15 protein-coding genes are annotated in these 13,782 nt (G+C 52.1%); all 15 read left to right on the forward strand.

Annotated elements, in window-relative coordinates; genetic code table 11:
- The first annotated feature begins 779 nt into the window (after positions 1 to 779).
- Positions 780 to 2,258: a stage IV sporulation protein A gene (gene spoIVA, locus RB298_RS14480; protein WP_009595160.1), complete on the forward strand. Its 1,479-nt coding sequence runs from the start codon at positions 780 to 782 to the stop codon at positions 2,256 to 2,258.
- A gap of 259 nt (positions 2,259 to 2,517) precedes the next feature.
- The gene (locus tag RB298_RS14485; protein WP_006209463.1) at positions 2,518 to 2,790 is read left to right on the forward strand and encodes an HU family DNA-binding protein; all 273 of its coding nucleotides are present in this window, start codon (positions 2,518 to 2,520) and stop codon (positions 2,788 to 2,790) included.
- A gap of 85 nt (positions 2,791 to 2,875) precedes the next feature.
- Positions 2,876 to 3,100: a trp RNA-binding attenuation protein MtrB gene (mtrB, locus tag RB298_RS14490; protein WP_009595134.1), complete on the forward strand. Its 225-nt coding sequence runs from the start codon at positions 2,876 to 2,878 to the stop codon at positions 3,098 to 3,100.
- Between the two features lie 177 nt (positions 3,101 to 3,277).
- Positions 3,278 to 3,856 (forward strand): DoxX family membrane protein, encoded by a 579-nt coding sequence (locus RB298_RS14495; protein WP_096773277.1) that lies wholly within the window; start codon positions 3,278 to 3,280, stop codon positions 3,854 to 3,856.
- Between the two features lie 121 nt (positions 3,857 to 3,977).
- On the forward strand, positions 3,978 to 4,940 hold the full coding sequence (locus tag RB298_RS14500) for a prenyltransferase (RefSeq protein WP_096773278.1): 963 nt from the start codon (positions 3,978 to 3,980) through the stop codon (positions 4,938 to 4,940).
- A gap of 112 nt (positions 4,941 to 5,052) precedes the next feature.
- On the forward strand, positions 5,053 to 5,604 hold the full coding sequence (locus RB298_RS14505) for a hypothetical protein (protein WP_486047439.1): 552 nt from the start codon (positions 5,053 to 5,055) through the stop codon (positions 5,602 to 5,604).
- 103 nt (positions 5,605 to 5,707) lie between these two features.
- Entirely contained in the window at positions 5,708 to 6,568 is an 861-nt protein-coding gene (locus RB298_RS14510) for a heptaprenyl diphosphate synthase component 1 (protein WP_015734527.1), read from the forward strand.
- Between the two features lie 9 nt (positions 6,569 to 6,577).
- The gene (locus tag RB298_RS14515; RefSeq protein WP_096773280.1) at positions 6,578 to 7,336 is read left to right on the forward strand and encodes a demethylmenaquinone methyltransferase; all 759 of its coding nucleotides are present in this window, start codon (positions 6,578 to 6,580) and stop codon (positions 7,334 to 7,336) included.
- Entirely contained in the window at positions 7,329 to 8,201 is an 873-nt protein-coding gene (locus RB298_RS14520) for a UbiA-like polyprenyltransferase (protein WP_009595147.1), read from the forward strand. Before RB298_RS14515 ends, RB298_RS14520 begins: the two co-directional genes overlap by 8 nt.
- Complete coding sequence (locus RB298_RS14525; protein WP_486047440.1) at positions 8,201 to 8,803, forward strand: UbiX family flavin prenyltransferase; 603 nt, start codon at positions 8,201 to 8,203, stop codon at positions 8,801 to 8,803. The genes RB298_RS14520 and RB298_RS14525 overlap by 1 nt, the downstream gene beginning before the upstream one ends.
- 159 nt (positions 8,804 to 8,962) lie before the next feature.
- Positions 8,963 to 9,937: a polyprenyl synthetase family protein gene (locus RB298_RS14530; protein ID WP_009595187.1), complete on the forward strand. Its 975-nt coding sequence runs from the start codon at positions 8,963 to 8,965 to the stop codon at positions 9,935 to 9,937.
- 119 nt (positions 9,938 to 10,056) lie between these two features.
- Positions 10,057 to 10,500 (forward strand): nucleoside-diphosphate kinase, encoded by a 444-nt coding sequence (ndk, locus tag RB298_RS14535; protein ID WP_009595207.1) that lies wholly within the window; start codon positions 10,057 to 10,059, stop codon positions 10,498 to 10,500.
- A gap of 42 nt (positions 10,501 to 10,542) precedes the next feature.
- Entirely contained in the window at positions 10,543 to 11,346 is an 804-nt protein-coding gene (locus RB298_RS14540; RefSeq protein WP_015734531.1) for a CheR family methyltransferase, read from the forward strand.
- 168 nt (positions 11,347 to 11,514) lie between these two features.
- Positions 11,515 to 12,684 carry a chorismate synthase gene (aroC, locus tag RB298_RS14545; protein WP_015734532.1) on the forward strand — a complete coding sequence of 390 codons (1,170 nt, stop codon included), beginning with the start codon at positions 11,515 to 11,517 and terminating at the stop codon, positions 12,682 to 12,684.
- Between the two features lies 1 nt (position 12,685).
- Positions 12,686 to 13,780 carry a 3-dehydroquinate synthase gene (gene aroB / locus RB298_RS14550; RefSeq protein WP_486047441.1) on the forward strand — a complete coding sequence of 365 codons (1,095 nt, stop codon included), beginning with the start codon at positions 12,686 to 12,688 and terminating at the stop codon, positions 13,778 to 13,780.
- The last annotated feature ends 2 nt before the right edge of the window (positions 13,781 to 13,782 follow it).

The raw sequence follows: 13,782 nt of genomic DNA on the forward strand, positions 1-13,782 counted from the left end.
TTGGATATAAGGCACTGTTTTGATATTAGGACGGTTATCCAAAAACCGGGCCCCGAGCCAAAAGAAGGAGAGGATTTAGGGGTTTTTCTGGAGAAGGAATCTTTTTATGTACACGTAAACTCCTTACCTTATGCATGGAAGCGCGGGCAGCCTGTGGCTCACCCCCTATCCAAAACCCGTACCCGCCGATATCGGCGGGTATTTTTTTGGTCCCGCCTGGTTGCCGGTTTCTGCCTGAAGAATGAGGTACGGCAGCCATAAGGCGGGTCTACTTTTTTATCCTCGAGTCTCTTCTTCGATCGTTTTTTCGAATAGGGCTGAATCTCTTTGGAATATCTAGTAAAGTCCGCGCATATTCATAATCTGAAAGAGTAGTGCGGGCAAGAGCCGGTTGCCCACATCATGAGGCACTAGAAAGCGTCTGAAAGGCGTGACAGCGCGAAGACAGACCGTGCCCCGAGCGGTGGTTTTTCTTACGGTATTCGATTGCGTGTCTGGCAGTTGCAGGCATATTCGATATCTTAAAAAAAACTGGACGGACTTTAAGGGGCAACCGTCATATTTTTGAACCCGGTACATATGATGTTACTAGTCCAAATGCATGTACGAGTTACGCCGCTTTGCCGTTTCCATCCAAACTCATGGAATACCGGCGGCGGGATGCTGGCGACATTGTAAAGGCTGCTCATCTGTTGCAATGGCTTTGGCTATGAGTGGAACACGAAGCGGATGCTCTTAAAGCATTTTTCCTTCGGAGTAATTTGAGGAGGGGATCTCTTTTGGAAAAAGTGGACATTTTTAAGGACATTGCCGAACGGACCGGAGGGGACATTTACTTAGGTGTTGTCGGTGCCGTCCGTACGGGAAAATCAACTTTCATCAAGCGGTTTATGGAGACGGTTGTTCTCCCGAACATTACGAACGAGGCGGATCGAGTAAGAGCTGTCGATGAGCTGCCTCAAAGTGCTGCAGGGAAAACGATCATGACGACCGAGCCGAAATTCGTGCCGAACAACGCGGTACAAATCAAGGTTACGGATGGCCTTGAGGTCAACGTAAGATTGGTCGATTGTGTTGGTTATGCCGTTGAAGGCGCCAAGGGTTACGAGGACGAGAATGGCCCGAGAATGATCTCGACGCCATGGTTCGAAGAGCCGATACCGTTCCAGGAAGCGGCCGAAATCGGAACCCGCAAAGTCATTCAGGAGCACTCCACGCTTGGCGTCGTTGTCACGACGGACGGAAGCATTGCGGAGATCCCGCGAAGCTCTTATGTTGAGGCCGAGGAGCGCGTCATCGAGGAACTGAAGGAAGTCGGCAAGCCGTTTGTTGTTGTCATTAACTCGACGCGTCCCCGCAGCGAAGAAGCCCTTCAGCTGCGCAATGAGCTGGCAGAGAAATACGACATTCCGGTCATGACGCTGAGTGCTGCTACCATGACCGATGATGACGTGACCGGTGTGCTTCGTGAGGTATTGTATGAGTTCCCGGTGCATGAAGTGAATGTCAATCTGCCTAGCTGGGTTATGGTGCTTAACGAGAACCACTGGCTCCGCAGCAACTATGAAAACTCGGTGAGAGATACCGTGAAAGATATCCGCCGTCTGCGTGACGTGGATCGTGTGGTTAGCCAGTTCATGGAATATGATTTCATCAACCACGCCGGACTCAGCGGCATGAATATGGGTCAGGGCGTTGCCGAGATCGACCTCTTCGCGCCTGACGAACTGTATGACCGGATCTTGATGGAGGTCGTGGGTGTCGAGATCCGAGGCAAGGATCATCTGCTGCAGCTGATGCAGGAGTTCTCCCATGCCAAACGGGAATACGACCGCTTCGCCGAAGCGCTTGAGATGGTCAAAACGACGGGGTACGGCATCGCCGCTCCTTCCCTGGCCGAGATGGCGCTTGATGAGCCTGAGCTCATCCGTCAAGGCACCCGCTTCGGGGTAAGATTGAAAGCGACCGCGCCATCCATTCATATGATTCGGGTGGACGTGGAATCCGAGTTCTCGCCGATCATCGGCACGGAGAAGCAGAGCGAGGAGCTTGTGCGCTACCTGATGCAGGACTTCGAGAACGATCCGATCAAAATTTGGGAATCCGACATATTCGGACGCTCGCTGCACTCGATCGTCCGTGAAGGAATCCAAGGAAAAATCGCGATGATGCCGGATAATGCCAGATACAAATTGCAGGAAACCTTGGGTCGCATCATTAACGAAGGCTCCGGCGGTTTGATCGCAATCATTCTTTAAGTGGGCGCCGAAAAGGTGTTGAAAATGCAGTCGCTAACGGGTCAAAAGTCCCGATTAGCGGCTGTTTTTCATGTTTTCTTTGGCCCAGCAAAGCAAAACGCTTGAAATTATGAGATGGCTGTATTACTATAAATTTGTTCCGCGTCATGCATTCTAAACGCGAGATAGGGGTAAAATACCCGATTGCACGTATAATTTGCGGTAAAACGGAAACAGTGAATAGCAAGTGGAGCACATTCCTTGTTAGGGAGGTGAAAGAATGAATAAATCGGATCTGATTACACAAGTAGCTGAATCTACTGAGCTTTCCAAGAAAGATGCAACTAAAGCGGTTGATGCCGTTTTCGATGCAATCTCCGAAGCATTGCAAAGTGGAGACAAGGTACAACTGGTCGGTTTTGGCAACTTCGAGGTTCGCGAGCGTTCCGCACGGAAAGGCCGCAACCCGCAAACAGGTGAAGAAATCGAAATCCCTGCGAGCAAAATTCCTGCATTTAAACCTGGTAAAGCGCTCAAAGACGGAATCAAATAAAGATTTCTACATATTACCTAAGAGCACAGGTCGTGAATTCGTTCACGGCCTTTTCTTTTAGGCTTACGGCGAGGAGGCCTGGAAAATGGAGAACGTTCAGAACGGCGATTATTTTATTGTCAAAGCACTGGACCATGGCGTGCAGGTAATCGGTCTTACCCGCGGTCAGGATACCCGCTTTCATCATACCGAGAAGCTGGACAAAGGCGAAGTCATCATCGCCCAGTTCACGGATCATACGTCCGCGGTGAAAATACGCGGCAAAGCCGAGATCATGACCAAGCACGGGAAGATCGAATCCGGCATCTGAGGAAAATCATCATATAGAAAAAGCCCCGCCATTTCGGTGGGGCTTTTTTGTATTTCGAGTTTATTCGCGCGGAATGTGTGTTAACAAATTGTTAAAGGCACTTGCCGCTTTGTCGAACAATGGATATACTAACGGGAATGGAATGAATAAAAATGCGAAAGGATGATTGCAGAAATCATGGCGAAACAATACAGAGACGGACAGTATATTGTGGTCCCTGAAAATCCGGTATCCATGTTTTTGTTCAACAGTACGCGCTCGGCGTGGATATGGCTGCTGGTTAGGCTGTATCTCGGTTACGCGTGGTTAACGTCGGGCTTGAAAAAACTGACGGCCGAAGCCTGGACGGGAAGCGAAGCCGGAGCGGCCATTAAGGGCTTTGTCGGCGGCGCGCTGGCAAAAGCGGAAGAAGGAAAGGACGTAACCGGATGGTATGCTTCTTTCCTAGAGGGGTTTGTGCTTCCCAATGCCAAGCTGTTTGCCTATATGGTGGCCTTCGGCGAGGTACTGGTAGGACTCGGGCTGATTTTGGGCCTGCTGACCGGTATTGCCGCGTTTTTCGGCGGATTAATGAATGCCAGCTTTTTATTCGCGGGCACGGTAAGCTCCAATCCGTTGTTGTTTATTTTGGCGACATGGCTGGTGCTGGCCTGGAAAGTCGCGGGCTGGTACGGCTTGGACCGCTGGGCCCTGCCGCTGCTGGGTACGCCTTGGAGCCGCAAGCGCAAGGATAAGGATATTCCGGAACAAGTTTGATCCTGCCCAAAAGTAACATTCGTCACTTTCATCACGCGTTTGTCAAGTACAATTCGAACAGACCGCGGCCATGAAATCCTTTAATCTGAAATCAGATCAATATGGATAAAGGATGATGGTCATGGGAATCCGTGCTTTTTTTAAACTGGTGGAAATTCAGACGAAGGTTGCCAGCATGATCCCGTTCCTGTTCGGAACCTTGTATGCGCTGTTTCGTTTTCAGCAGTTCAATGGGTATCATTTTGCCCTGATGCTCGCATCATTGCTGTCGTTTGATATGGCAACAACGGCGATCAATAATTATTACGATTACAAAAAAGCGATTAAAAAGAACGGCTTCGGTTACGAGCAGCATAATGCCATCGTACGTTATAACCTGAAAGAGCCGGCGGTTGTGTCCGTCATCGCTCTGCTGCTGCTGACGGCCGTCGGATCCGGCATAGCGCTGTTCCTGTCCACGGGCTGGTTAATTCTGCTGCTTGGCGGAATGTCCTTCGCCGTTGGGATATTATATTCGTTCGGACCGATTCCGATTTCGCGGATGCCGCTAGGCGAGCTGTTCTCCGGATTGTTCATGGGGTTTGTCATCATCTTCATCTCGGCTTGGATCCATGCTGAGGGCAGCCATCTGGCGGTTATGGATATTCAAGGGAGCGTCCTCTCCCTTCAGGTGAACCTTCCTGAAGTGCTGTTGCTGCTGGTCGTGTCATTGCCGGCCATTCTCGGGATTGCCAACATCATGCTGGCCAATAACATCTGCGACATGGATGAGGATTTGGAGAACAGACGGTATACGCTGCCGGTATATATCGGCTTCAAGCATTCGCTGAGACTGTTCCGGGTTCTGTACTGCCTTGCTTATCTGGACTTGGCGGCTCTTCTTCTGATGAAGGTGCACCCTGTGCTGGTTCTGCTGGTGTTCGTCACCATTGTCCCGGTATATAAAAAAGGAGCCGCATTCACCGCACATCCATCCAAAGAGAAAACCTTCGTGATCGCGGTGCAAAATTTCGTGGTCATGAATTTGGCCAGGATCGCGGCGCTGGCTGTGGCCGTGACATTGACCTCGCTTTCGCTTTTCTAACCGAATCCCGTTCGTTTTACCAGAAGCAGGCATAGCCTGCTTTTTTTCTTTATACAATGAGGTATGGACTTCAGAGGAGCGGAAGAAACTAGGAACAGAGGAGGTTTCGGTCATGAAGCATTGGCAATCCGTACAAGCGGTATTCTTGCCTGCGGCGATTGCATTCATCCTGCTTGGCCTGTTGATGGGGCTCCAATCGCAAGCTCGTTATAAGGTCGGCGCTGTACCCGCGGCGGTGCCTTATCACAGCCGCGAATTAAGCGATGCCAGCTTAGTGGATTCCCTGATGAGTCTACCTCTGAATCTGCAGATAAGCCGGGCGGACTATGAAGAAGGCGCTTTGACGCTGGATATCAAATTGAGCGATGCCACGGAGACGGCCTCCGAGGTTTACGAGGACATCGCCAGCATTATGTCCTATTCGTTCGATGGCACGGATAATGTGAGGCAGCTGTATCTCAGGGTGGTTGCCATCGATCGCTGGGGAGGAAAACGGTATATGCTGCTGGCCTCGAATATGAACAGGGAAGCATGGGATTCACGCTATGCGGAAGTCCTAACCCAGTTGGAGAACGAGGATGTGCCGCCTTCCGTCGCTTCTGCGCTGAACCTGACCTTTACGAATCTTTGGCCAAAGCAGTTCAGCGGCCCTGGAAAGGGGTAAAATAGTAGATGACAGGGCATGTACGTGCCCTGAACATGTGTTATAATAGATTGGATTGTGGGCTCAATTGGACAAAAGAACATCAAGTGCACGGAGGCTGAGAATGAAACCGTATCGCGTACCAGAACTGGCAGAGAAATATATAAACTATGATATGATTCAGAACCACACGGAACTTCCGGGTTTTCCGGATGCCCGTGTTCATTTGTTATACATATTTTTAATGGATTCGGGACGGAATATTGCCGGACACGAAGAATTGTACGCGCTGGTTACCTCACTGGTTCAGGTGGGACTCGATACGCATGAAAGCATCGACGTTACGGAAGGCAATCAAGGAGAGGCAATGATGCGATCCCGGCAGCTGAAAGTGCTCGCAGGGGATTACTTCAGCAGCCGTTTTTATCAGCTCCTGGCCCTGAAGGGCGAAATTGCCGTCATCTCGCTTCTGAGCAAAGCGGTTAGCGAAGTGAACGTGATGAAGATGAGATTATACGGCAAAATGAAAAAAAACCTGCTGCCTTCTGAAGAATATCTACAGCTAACGGTACAGCTGAATATGCAGCTGTTTCTTTCTTTTACTCCGCTACTTGAGGTGTCCGTGCAAGAAACATGGGAGAAGCTGCTCAAGGAAATTACGGAATGTGAAACGCTTGTTCAGGAGATGGAACGCTGTGCGACGCCTGACATCGGCAGATGCGGCTACGCGTACTGGCATCTGATCGAGTCGGGAAGCGACGAGGAACGGAAAATGCTGGTGGGCAGAAAAACGGATATGAAGGATTGGCGGAAGCTGATTCTGAAGCATAAGGCTTCGGAGAAGCTGCTGGACAAGCTCCGGGAATCCGTCAGCGCCGTACAGCAGCTGCTGGGAGGCCGCGTGGGCGAGAGCCCGTACGCCGGTGTGCTGGACCCGTTTCTGAAACGGCTCAGCACATATCGGTCCGTCGTAAGTGAAGGGTAGGGGGATGCAGTGGATAATCAAACAACCAAGTTAGACGCAATCAAGCATGACGGCAAAAATCCGAAAGAGCAGTACGTCCATTCCGTCTTCGAAAGCATATCGGGCAAATACGACCTGATGAACGACATTCTCAGCTTTCGAAGACATAAAGCCTGGCGCAAGTATACGATGAAAAAGATGAACATGCGCCATGGCGATACGGCCATCGACCTATGCTGCGGAACTTGCGACTGGACGATTAGCATGGCCCAGGCAAGTGAATCCGGACACATAGTCGGACTCGACTTCAGTGAGGGGATGCTGAACGTCGGCCGGGAGAAGGTTGCCAAGCATGGACTCGAACCACAGATCGAGCTGGTTCAGGGAAACGCCATGAGCCTGCCGTTCGAAGATAATCAATTCGATTACGCGACGATCGGTTTCGGTCTTCGCAATGTGCCGGATTACATGCAGGTTCTGCATGAGATGAAACGCGTGGTTAAGCCCGGTGGGATGGTGGTATGTCTCGAACTGTCCAAGCCGACTTGGCAGCCGTTCAAAGGCATTTATTATTTTTATTTCCAACAAGTGCTGCCTCGGATGGGGAAACTGGTAGCCAAGCGTTATGAGCAGTATAAATGGCTGCCCGAATCGCTGGCTTTGTTCCCGGGACGAGAGGAGTTAGCCGAAGCTTTCCGTCAGACCGGACTTCAACAGGTTCAGGCCTTTCCCTTGACTGGTGGCATAGCAGCCTTACATATTGGGATCAAGGAGAATCTGGATGTTTAAGAAAATAGGAACTTATCTTGAAATGATTAAAGTGGAGCATACGCTGTTTGCTCTGCCTTTCGCTTTTATGGGGGCGATTCTAGGATCGGCCGTCGTGTTTGACCGATTACCGTCCTGGGGAGATATCGGCTGGATCTTTCTTGCCATGTTCGGTGCGCGAAGCGCAGCTTTCGGACTCAACCGGCTCACCGACCAACATATCGATGCCAAGAACCCCCGCACGGCTAATCGCGCCATTCCGGCAGGCCTGCTGAAGCCGCTGGAGGTCATCATATTTATTATTCTGTCTTTCGCCGTGTTTTTCTGGGCTACTTACATGCTGGACCCGTTTGCTTTCCGTTTGCTGCCTATCGCTATTTTCATGCTTATCATTTATTCCTTTACCAAACGGTTCACATGGCTTTGCCATCTGGTGCTCGGGCTTACAACGGCACTTGCACCGCTGGGCGGATGGGTTGCGGTAACCGGTCAAATCGACTGGAAGGCGATGGTGTTTTATATCGCGCTTGCGTTTTGGACGGGCGGATTTGATATCGTTTATGCATGCCAAGACGAGAAGTTTGATGCAAAAGAAAGGCTGTACTCGATTCCTTCCCGGTTCGGCCTGCACAAAGCGCTCTGGTTCGCTCGCGGGTTCCACGTCGTTACGGCTGTCGGTTTTATCGTTCTTTTCTTTGTAACGCCGGTGGGCTGGTGGTATTTGGCGGGCATGGTGATCGCTTGCGGAATTTTGTTCTATCAGCACTACATCTTGTCGCCAAATGATATGAGCCGCCTGCAAACCGCGTTCTTTACCATGAACAGTACGCTGAGCATCATTCTGTTCGTATTCACTCTCATTGATTTGGTGGTGCGTTATATCTGATGAAATCCATGCGCAGAAAGAGCTGGGTTGTCGGCATTACGGGGGCCAGCGGCAGCATATACGGGGTTCGTCTAACGGAGACCCTGCTCTCGCTGGGCTACGATGTGCAATTGATTATCTCTAATGCGGGCTGGCGCGTGCTGAAGGAGGAAATGGGCTTTCAGGCGGGCAACCGCGAGGAAGTGCTGGCCGAGAAATTCGGCGGTTTCGAGGGGAACGTGATATACCATCCGATCTCCGACATCGGAGCTACGATTGCCAGCGGCTCTTACCTGGTGGAAGGCATGATTATCATGCCATGCTCGATGGGCACGTTATCCTCAGTGGCGCACGGATCTTCCGATAACCTGATGGGCCGCGCCGCCGACGTCATGATGAAGGAGGGCCGTCCCCTGGTGCTTGTCCCGAGAGAAACGCCGCTGCATGCCATTCACCTGGAGAACATGCTGACGCTGGCCAAGCTTGGGGTCAAAATCATTCCGGCGATGCCAGCCTTCTATCACGGACCGAAAACGATTGATGATATCGTCCATTTTCTGGTCGGCAAGGTATTGGACAGCTTACGCATCGAACATGAATTGTACACCAGATGGGGTGTCTAGCAACAACAATGGTTCAGGCATTAACCTGTGCTGCGATTTGATGAACGACAACAGGAAGGGTTACGCTTAAATTTCAAGTTCGCATCAGAGCTTGGCCTGCTGAAATCGCAAGGTAGCGCCGGAGTTATGGAATGAGAATCTAAGCATACGGGTGAAGAGATGAAACGATTTGACATATTCGGAACATTAAAAAAAGATATGGACGTTATCGAGAGGGAGCTCTACCTCAGCGTCGAAGGCGACAGTCCCGAGCTGACAGAGACTTCCCTGCATCTGCTTAGAGCGGGCGGTAAGCGCCTCCGTCCCGTTTTTGTCCTGATGGGCGGCAAATTCGGCGACTATGACATTGATAAGCTGAAGCATGTGGCCGTGCCGCTGGAGCTGATCCACAGCGCTTCCCTCGTTCATGACGACGTGATTGACGATGCGGACACGCGGCGCGGCAAACCCACGGTGAAGGCCAAGTGGGACAACCGGATCGCCATGTATACCGGCGATTATATTTATGGCAAGGCGCTCCAGTTGACGACTCACCTGAAACAGCCTGAAATTCATCAGATTCTGGCCAAGGCCATGGTTGAGATGTCCATTGGCGAAATGGAGCAGATACGTGATTTCTTTAATACCGAACAGGACGTCAGAAGATATCTTCTCCGCATTCGCCGCAAGACGTCGCTCCTGATTGCCGTCAGCTGCCAGCTCGGCGCGTTGGCTGCGGATGCGGACCGCAAGGTGGCCAACAGCCTGTATCGATTCGGATATAATGTCGGCATGGCATTTCAGATTCAGGACGATCTCCTGGATCTGTGCGGGACGGAGAAGCAGATTGGCAAGCCCCCGGGGAGCGATATGAGACAGGGAAACATTACGCTGCCCGTCATTTTCGCTCTCGAGGACAGCCAGCGGAGAGAGCCGCTGCTGCAGGAGCTGGAACGGATTCATGCACTAAATGGCCAGTGCGATGTATCGGGCGCCGTAAAGCTTGTAACCTCAAGCGAAGGCATATCGAGATCCGAGGCGCTGGCTGATCGGTATATAGGTAAAGCATTGGCTGCATTGGATACGCTGCCTGACATCAAGACCAAAAAACAGCTTAGAGATATCGCAAATTTTATTACAAAGCGGTCATATTAGCCTTACCCATGAGGTTGCTTTCTGTTAAAATACGGGTACAAACATGTAACATCACCTGAGCATGGAATGAAGGTTCAATTGTTCAATTACCTAGGATGAGGGGAAGCGTGATGAGGCCTATGGAACGTACTTTTTTAATGATTAAACCCGATGGTGTGCAGCGTGGGCTGATCGGCCGAATCGTCGGCCGTTTGGAGGATAAAGGATTCAAGCTGGTTGCGGGCAAGTTTATGCAGATTTCGGACGAGCTGGCCAAGCGCCATTATGCGGAACATGAAGGCAAGGATTTTTTCGATAACCTGGTAGGGTTCATCACGTCCGGACCGGTGTTTGCGATGGTTTGGGAAGGTGACGACATCATCGCTTTGTCTCGCCAGGTCATCGGCAAAACGAATGTGAAGGATGCGCTGCCAGGTACGATACGCGGGGATTTTTCGGCCCATACGCCGCATAATCTGATTCACGGATCGGATTCGCCTGAAAGCGCGCAGCGCGAGATCGCCAATTTTTTTGATGATCGGGAATTGGTTGAGTACAACAAGACGCTGTCCCCTTGGCTGTAAGCGAAGCGGGAAGCGGAATAATCTGATTAACAGGATGATACGATGACGGAACATGAACCAGTACTGGAGGATCCCGATTATATCGGCTTTGTTCGCAGCATCGAGCGAAGCACGGGGATCAACCTGGCCGATTACAAGGAAGCGCAGATGAAGCGAAGGCTGACGACGCTGCGCATGAAGAAGGGGTTTGAAACCTTTTCGGCCTTTTACGATGCGATGATGAAGGACAAGCCGCTCTTTCATGAGTTTTTGGACCGGATGACAATTAACGTCTCGGAGTTTTGGCGCAACCCGAACCGGTGGGAAGTGCTCCGGGACAAAATATTGCCGGAGCTGGCCAAGCAGAATCCCGGGGTGTTGAAGGTTTGGAGCGCTGCCTGCTCGACCGGCGAAGAGCCCTATACGCTTGCCATGATCCTGGCGGAACAAAACATGCTGGGCCGGGCGCGCATCATGGCGACCGATATCGACGACGGTGCGTTACATAAAGCGAAGGAAGGCCTGTATGTCGAGAGGTCACTCAAGGACGTCCCTTCCGGAGTAGCCGCCCGCTATTTTAAGGAAGAGGGCTCGCTGTATCGATTCAGCGAGAACTTGAAGAAGGAGGTCTCCTTCCACAAGCAGAATCTGCTCACGGACCGGTTCGAAGCCGGGCATGATCTGATTGTCTGCCGGAACGTGATGATTTATTTCACGGAAGGGGCCAAGCACAAGCTGTATCAGAAATTTGCCGCGAGCCTGAAGCCGGGCGGGTTTCTGTTTGTGGGCAGCACCGAACAGATCTTTAATCCGGGGCAGTACGGCCTGGAAAGCAACGAGACCTTTTTCTACCGTAAAATTCAATAGAGACGGCAGTCTTAACGCATAAAGCGCTTTTCAATCCGCAGGATGAGAGGCGCTTTTGCTCGTTTGTCGACATTCTTGTCAAAGCGTTAGACCTATACTATAATGAGCAGAAGATGTTCACGGAGTTTAGCGGTTTAACGCTTAAAAGCCTAAAGGGGGAAAAGCATCATGAGCTTACGGTTTTTAACCGCTGGGGAGACGCACGGACCTCAGCTGACAACTATAATCGAAGGGCTTCCAAGCAACTTGGAGCTTGATTTCGACGCACTGAACTTTCAGCTCCATCGTAGACAGAAGGGGTACGGCCGGGGACGCCGCATGCAGATCGAGAAGGATACCGCGCAAATCCTTGGCGGTGTGCGCCACGGCTATACAACCGGTGCGCCGCTCGCGCTGGTCGTCCAGAATAACGATTGGAAGCATTGGCAGAACATTATGAACGTGGAGCCGATTGAGGGCAACGACGAGGCGAAGAGACGGGTTCATCGTCCAAGACCGGGTCATGCCGACCTGAACGGCGGATTGAAGTACAACCTGAAGGATCTGCGTAACGTGCTGGAACGCTCCAGCGCCCGTGAAACCACGGTCCGCGTTGCCGTTGGCGCTATCGCCAGACAATTCCTGGCTCAGTTTGGCGTCAAAGTGGCTGGCCAGGTCATCCGAATCGGCGAAATCGAGGCTCCCCCGCACAATCTTTCGATCGATGAGCTGATCGAGCGTACGGAAGCTTCTTCGGTTCGCGTGGTGGACGAAGAGACCGAGAAGAAGATGGAAGCCTACATAGACGAGATCAAAAAAGAAGGCGACTCCATCGGCGGCATCGTGGAATGCATCATCGAAGGATTGCCGGTCGGATTGGGCAGCCATGTCCAATATGACCGCAAGCTGGATGGACGCATCGCGCAGGGCGTGATGTCGATTAACGCTTTTAAGGGCGTTGAGGTAGGCATCGGATTCGAAGCAGGCGAGCTGCGCGGCTCCCAGGTGCATGACGAGATTATGTACAGCGAGGAGCGCGGATACCACCGTGCGACCAACCGCCTGGGCGGATTCGAGGGCGGGATGACAAACGGCATGCCGATCGTCGTGCGTGGCGTCATGAAGCCGATTCCGACGCTGTACAAGCCGCTTCAAAGCGTGGATATCGACACGAAGGAAGCCTTCACGGCTCAGGTTGAACGCTCGGATGCCTGTGCGGTTCCGGCAGCCAGCGTCGTGATGGAGCACGTTGTGACCTGGGAGGTAGCTAAGGCGTTCCTTGAGAAGTTCGGCGGCGATTCGATGGAGGAAATCCATGCGAATTACCAAAACTACCTGAAACAGCTGGAGAACTACTGATATGAGGACATTACATGTGGAACTGGGAGAACGTTCCTATCCGATTTATATCGGTGCGGGGATTCTGAATACCCTCGGCGAGCTGAGCGCGAAGCATGGCATAACCCGCAAGAGCCCGCATCTGATCGTAACGGATGATCAAGTGGCGCCTCACTATTTGGCGCAGGTGGAGGAGCAGCTGAAATCGGAAGGGTACACGGTCATATCCCATATCGTCCCTTCCGGCGAGTCCTCCAAATCGCTACAGGTCTATGAAGAGGTTATGACCACGGCCATCAACGGCAAGCTGGACCGCAGCTCGGCTATCTTCGCGCTGGGCGGAGGCGTTGTGGGCGATTTGGCCGGATTCGTCGCGGCGACATACATGCGCGGCGTGACGTTTGTTCAGATCCCGACCACGATCCTTGCCCATGACAGCAGCGTAGGCGGCAAAGTGGCGGTGAACCATCCTCTGGCCAAAAATATGATCGGCGCTTTTCATCAGCCCGTCATGGTGGTTTATGACGTGAATACGCTGATGTCGCTCCCAGCGCGCGAGGTGTCTTCAGGCCTTGCGGAAATGGTGAAGCATGGCTTGATCCTGGACCGGGATTTTGCCTATTGGTGCCGGGAGAACGGCTCCAAGCTGCTGAGCCTGGAACCGGAAGCTTTGATCTACGGCCTGGAGCGCGGCTGCGCGATCAAGGCGGAAGTGGTATCCCAGGATGAGCGGGAAGGCGGCTTGCGCGCCATTCTTAATCTGGGGCATACCATTGGCCATGCCATCGAAGCCGTTGGCGGTTACGGCCGATTCTTGCACGGCGAGGCGATTGCAATCGGCATGGCGGGATCGGCCCGACTTGCTGAGAAGCTTGGCAGACCTGCGGATCTGCACGAAGAGACGGTGAGCATGCTGAAGGCGGTGAATCTGCCGGTAATCTTGCCGGATGACGTCTCGGTCGATCGCATCATGGATGCCATGCAGCATGATAAGAAGTTCGCCGAGGGGCAAATGGTATTTATCGTTCCGGAATCCATCGGTTCCGTCAGCATCGTTAAGGATGTACCGGTAGAAGCTGTTCGATCCGTGGTCGAACAGTTGAAGGGAGAGGGATAGTT

It is taken from the genome of Priestia sp. BR_2, from assembly GCF_041954005.1.
GTDB classification, from domain to species: Bacteria; Bacillota; Bacilli; order Paenibacillales; family Paenibacillaceae; genus Paenibacillus_AQ; species Paenibacillus_AQ lautus_A.

Bases quoted from the DNA above. Each gene is read 5' to 3' on its own strand.
- RB298_RS14510 (WP_015734527.1), top strand. From the start codon at position 5,708: ATGAAACCGTATCGCGTACCAGAACTGGCAGAGAAATATATAAACTAT.
- aroC (WP_015734532.1), top strand. From the start codon at position 11,515: ATGAGCTTACGGTTTTTAACCGCTGGGGAGACGCACGGACCTCAGCTG.
- RB298_RS14520 (WP_009595147.1), top strand. From the start codon at position 7,329: ATGTTTAAGAAAATAGGAACTTATCTTGAAATGATTAAAGTGGAGCAT.
- RB298_RS14485 (WP_006209463.1), top strand. From the start codon at position 2,518: ATGAATAAATCGGATCTGATTACACAAGTAGCTGAATCTACTGAGCTT.
- RB298_RS14500 (WP_096773278.1), top strand. From the start codon at position 3,978: ATGGGAATCCGTGCTTTTTTTAAACTGGTGGAAATTCAGACGAAGGTT.
- RB298_RS14540 (WP_015734531.1), top strand. From the start codon at position 10,543: ATGACGGAACATGAACCAGTACTGGAGGATCCCGATTATATCGGCTTT.
- ndk (WP_009595207.1), top strand. From the start codon at position 10,057: ATGGAACGTACTTTTTTAATGATTAAACCCGATGGTGTGCAGCGTGGG.
- RB298_RS14530 (WP_009595187.1), top strand. From the start codon at position 8,963: ATGAAACGATTTGACATATTCGGAACATTAAAAAAAGATATGGACGTT.
- RB298_RS14525 (WP_486047440.1), top strand. From the start codon at position 8,201: ATGAAATCCATGCGCAGAAAGAGCTGGGTTGTCGGCATTACGGGGGCC.
- mtrB (WP_009595134.1), top strand. From the start codon at position 2,876: ATGGAGAACGTTCAGAACGGCGATTATTTTATTGTCAAAGCACTGGAC.
- RB298_RS14495 (WP_096773277.1), top strand. From the start codon at position 3,278: ATGGCGAAACAATACAGAGACGGACAGTATATTGTGGTCCCTGAAAAT.
- aroB (WP_486047441.1), top strand. From the start codon at position 12,686: ATGAGGACATTACATGTGGAACTGGGAGAACGTTCCTATCCGATTTAT.
- RB298_RS14505 (WP_486047439.1), top strand. From the start codon at position 5,053: ATGAAGCATTGGCAATCCGTACAAGCGGTATTCTTGCCTGCGGCGATT.